The 4,510-nt window shown below is 65.8% G+C and carries 3 protein-coding genes; 2 read left to right on the forward strand and 1 reads right to left on the reverse strand.

The window, feature by feature from the left end; genetic code table 11:
* Together CAPSK01_RS19555 and recD are read left to right on the forward strand one after the other, a co-directional pair.
* Positions 1-484 (forward strand): PD-(D/E)XK nuclease family protein (locus CAPSK01_RS19555; protein WP_273704133.1); only part of this gene is annotated, 484 nt, incomplete at its 5' end.
* Positions 481-2,565, forward strand: coding sequence for an exodeoxyribonuclease V subunit alpha (gene recD / locus CAPSK01_RS19560; protein WP_034930774.1), 2,085 nt, complete (start codon positions 481-483; stop codon positions 2,563-2,565). The genes CAPSK01_RS19555 and recD, both read left to right, overlap by 4 nt.
* Positions 2,566-2,574: 9 nt before the next feature.
* Here the strand turns inward: recD and CAPSK01_RS19565 are convergent, their stop codons facing one another.
* Positions 2,575-4,377 carry a GspE/PulE family protein gene (locus CAPSK01_RS19565; RefSeq protein WP_034930776.1) on the reverse strand — a complete coding sequence of 601 codons (1,803 nt, stop codon included), beginning with the start codon at positions 4,375-4,377 and terminating at the stop codon, positions 2,575-2,577.
* Positions 4,378-4,510 lie beyond the last annotated feature (133 nt).

A 4,510-nucleotide genomic window follows, 5' to 3' on the forward strand; every position in this document is an offset into this window, starting at 1 on the left:
CGCCGAGATGGAGTTCTGGCTCGCCGCGCATACGGTCCAGACGACCCGCATCGACGCGCTCGTCTGTCGGCACACGCTTGCTGGCGCCACCCGTCCCGCGCTGCAGCCGGGCGAACTGAACGGCATGCTCAAGGGCTTCATGGACCTCGTTTTCGAGCACCAAGGTCGCTACTACGTCGCCGACTACAAATCGAACTGGCTCGGTCCAGACGATGCCGCCTATACCCCGGCGGCAATGGGTGCCGCGATTCTGCACGCCCGTTACGAGCTGCAGTACGTCCTCTATCTGCTCGCACTGCATCGCCTGCTGCAGGCGCGTCTGCCCGATTACGACTACGAGCGCCATGTCGGCGGCGCGGTGTATGTCTTTCTGCGCGGCGTGCACGCGCCGAGCCAGGGCCTGCACTGCGAACGTCCGCCACGCGTCCTGATCGAAGCGCTCGACACCCTGTTCGCCTGCCCGCGCACGAAGGAAACGCCATGAGCCATGACCCCTTCGCTACCCGGGCCGCGCTGCAGGCGGTGCTGGCGTGCTGGGCCGAACACCGGTGGCTGCGCCCGCTCGATGCCGCGTTCGCCGATTTTCTCTGGCGCGAAGTTCCCGACGCGCCGCCGTTGTTGATCCTCGCCGCCGCGCTCGCCAGCCACCAGCTCGGCCGCGGTCACGCCTGCCTCGATCTGGCGGCGACACTGCAGGCACCGGCATTGGCCCTGTCGTTGCCGCCCGAGGGCGAGGAGGGGACCGAGCCGCCACCGCTGCCGGCCGAGGTGCTGGCCGGATTGGGCCTTGCGCAATGGCAGGCAGCGCTCGATCATCCGCTGCTGGTCGGTTGCGGTGCCGGCGACACGCCGCTGGTGCGCGTCGGTCCGCGCCTCTATCTGCGCCGTTACTGGCAATGCGAACAAGACGTACAGAGCGCCGTCGGGCGCCGGCTGGCGCGGTCGGCGACGCTGCAGGCCGCGCTGCCGCTGGATGCGCTGCGCCCTATCCTCGACGGGCTGTTTCCGCCTGCAGCGGCCGGCGGGGCCGGGGCCGACTGGCAGAAAATGGCCTGCGCGCTGGCGGCACGCAGCGGTTTTTGCATCCTCACCGGCGGTCCGGGAACCGGCAAGACGACGACCGTGGTTCGCCTGCTGGCGCTGCTGCAGGCGCTGGCACTCGCTGCGCCGTCGGCCGGGGGGCCGGCTCGCCCATTGCGCATCCGGCTGGCGGCGCCGACCGGCAAGGCGGCGGCACGCCTCAACGAATCGATCGTCGGCGCGGTCGCGCGCTTGCCACTGGCCGGCCTCGACCAGGCGGAAGCAGTGCGCGCCGCGATTCCGGTCAAGGTGAGCACCCTGCATCGCCTGCTCGGCAGCCGGCCGGATACCCGGCATTTTCGTCACCACGCCGGCCATCCGCTGGCGCTCGACGTGCTGGTGATCGACGAGGCATCGATGGTCGATCTGGAAATGATGGCCGCGGTGCTGGCTGCCCTGCCGCCTGCGGCGCGGCTGATCCTGCTCGGCGACAAGGATCAGCTCGCTTCGGTGGAGGCCGGCGCCGTGCTCGGCGAACTGTGCCGGCACGCGCGCGCCGGCCACTACACCCCGGCGACGCGCGACTGGCTGGCCGCGGCCAGCGGTGAACGCATCGACGAGAGCCTGGTCGACGAGGCGGGCAGTGCGCTCGCGCAGGCGGTGGTCATGCTCCGTCACAGTTACCGCTTTTCTGCGGCGAGCGGCATCGGCCAGCTGGCGGAAGCAGTGAACGCCGGCGACTCGGCGCGGGTCAGCGAGGTCTGGCGGCAGTCCCATGCCGACCTCGCCCTGCTGCCGCTGGCCGCCGGTGACGAAGCGCGCTTCGCGGCGCTGCTCATCGACGGGGCTGCGGCAGGGCCGGGCGCCGATCCGGTGCCCCCCGCCGAGCTTGCCCGGACGGCGTGGCGGTACGGCTATCGCCATTACCTTGCGACCCTCTCCGAGACCCGGCCCGCGTCCGCCGCGGGTCAGGAGGCCATCGACGACTGGGCGCGCCGGGTGCTGCGCGCGCATGCCGAGTTCCAGGTGCTGTGCGCGCTGCGGCGTGGACCCTGGGGGGTCGCCGGTCTCAACCAGCGCATTGCCCGCGTGTTGTGCGCAGCCGCCCTGATTCCGGCCAGCGCCGGCTGGTATCCGGGCCGCCCGGTTCTCGTCACCCGCAACGACTACAGTCTCGGGTTGATGAACGGCGACATCGGCATCACCCTGGCGCTACCGCATGCGACCGACCAGGAAACGAAACTGCGCGTCGCCTTCCCCGCCGGCGACGCCGGCCAGGGAATCAAATGGGTCTTGCCGAGCCGCCTGCAGGCGGTGGAAACGGCGTATGCGCTGACTGTGCACAAGTCGCAAGGATCGGAGTTCAGCCATGCTGCGCTGGTTCTGCCGGAAACGATGAGCCCGATTCTCACGCGCGAACTGCTCTATACCGCCATTACCCGTGCCCGCGCTTTCCTGACGCTGGTCCTGCCCGGTCCACCCCGGCTGCTGGAGGAAACCGTGCAAAGACAGGTGCTGCGCGCGAGCGGCCTGCTGGCGGAGTGACGCGGCGAATCAGGCCTGCTCAACCGGCGGCGCAACCTTGAACACTTCGGCGAGGGTGGTCACCCCGGCAGCAACCTTCATCGCTCCGGAAATGCGCAGGGGCTTCATGCCCTCCCGGTACGCCAGGTCACGAATCTTGGCGATGTCCTTGTTTTCACTGATCGCCAGCTTGATGTCCTGCGACAGGAGCAGAATCTCGTATAGTCCGACACGCCCGAGGTAACCGGTCATTCGGCATTCGAGACAACCGACCGGTCGGTAGAAGCGCACCGGACGATTCGATTTCCAGGGCGCGACCAGTTGATCCCACATCTTTTCCTCGACCGGGCTGGCCTGATGGACCTGCTTGCAATGCGGGCAGAGGATGCGTACCAGGCGCTGTGCCATGACGCCGAGTACCGTTGCGCCAAGCAGATACGAGGGAACGCCGAGATCGAGCAGGCGCGTGATCGCAGCCGGGGCGTCGTTGGTATGCAGGGTCGACAGCACGAGATGGCCGGTGAGGGCGGCCTGGATCGCCACTTCGGCGGTTTCCAGATCACGGATTTCTCCGATCATGATGATGTCCGGGTCCTGCCGCATGAGCGCACGCACGCCTTGCGCGAAACCGAGGTCGATGACGTTCTGTACCTGCATCTGGTTGAACGCCGGTTCGACCATCTCGATCGGATCTTCGATGGTACACACGTTCACTGCCGGGATGGCGAGCTGCTTCAGCGTCGAATAGAGCGTCGTGGTCTTGCCGGAACCGGTGGGGCCGGTCACCAGGATGATCCCGTTCGGCTTTTCCGACATCTCCTTCCAGCGCGTCTGGTCGTCGTCGGTGAAGCCGAGGTCGGCAAAACTGCGGACCAGGACATCCGGATCGAAAATCCGCATCACCAACTTCTCGCCGAAAGCGGTGGGCAGCGTCGACAGACGCAGTTCGGCCTCCAGGCCATCGGCAGTGCGCGTCTTGATGCGGCCATCCTGCGGGCGGCGTTTTTCGACCACGTCCATGCGGCCGAGAATCTTGACGCGGTTGACCATCGCCGCCATGACGCTCATCGGGATCTGGTAGACCTGATGCAGAACACCGTCGATCCGGAAACGCACGATACCGATTTCGCGCCGTGGCTCGATATGGATGTCGCTCGCGCGTTGGTCGAAAGCATACTGCCAGAGCCAGTCGACAATATTGACGATATGCTGGTCATTGGCATCGAACTGGCGATTGGTGCGGCCGAGTTCGACCAACTGCTCGAACGAAGACAGGTTGCCGGTCGGTCCGCCGAGCTGGGCAGCTTTCTTGACCGAGCGCGCGAGATTGTAGAACTCGACCAGATAGCGCGCGACGTCGACCGGGTTGGCAATTACCCGGCGGATTTCCTTCTTGACGATCGCCTGGATCTCCTTCTCCCAGTCACGCAGGAAAGGCTCGGTCGTCGCCACCACGATTTCACGTGTCGTCACCTGAATCGGCAGCATGCCATAGCGCGTCGCATAGGCACTCGACATGACCTCCGTCACTGCCGTGAAATCGACCTTCAGCGGGTCGATGTGCTGGTACTCGAGGCCGACCTTGCGCGCCAGCCACTCGCCGAGTTCTTCGAGAGTCAATGGCCGATGCGGCTCTTTCTGTGTCTTCCACTTCTGATCGGCAATGATCACCAGAGGATGCGCCGCCAAACGCTTGAGGCGACTCTCCTTCACCAGATTATCGGCGTCGGGCGCGCTGACCAGGCCATCCTCAAGCAACCACTTGAGGACTTCCGCCAGCGTCAGGCGATGTTCATGTATGGTGTTCACCAAAGCTTGGGACGCTTGGGACATTTCAGTGTTCCATGTGGATGTTCGAGCATCGGGAACTATACCGGACAGTGCCCAGGTGGCTCAATGCCGGCAGCCGGACGGTTTATAAGATAACGTCAGTTCGGGATAAGTTTGGGGGATTGAGAGAGCCGAC

Source organism: Candidatus Accumulibacter vicinus (assembly GCF_000584955.1).
In the GTDB taxonomy this organism is placed as follows: Bacteria; Pseudomonadota; Gammaproteobacteria; order Burkholderiales; family Rhodocyclaceae; genus Accumulibacter; species Accumulibacter vicinus.

Coding starts and splice junctions, on each gene's coding strand:
- CAPSK01_RS19565 (WP_034930776.1), bottom strand. CDS start 4,377: ATGTCCCAAGCGTCCCAAGCTTTGGTGAACACCATACATGAACATCGC.
- recD (WP_034930774.1), top strand. CDS start 481: ATGAGCCATGACCCCTTCGCTACCCGGGCCGCGCTGCAGGCGGTGCTG.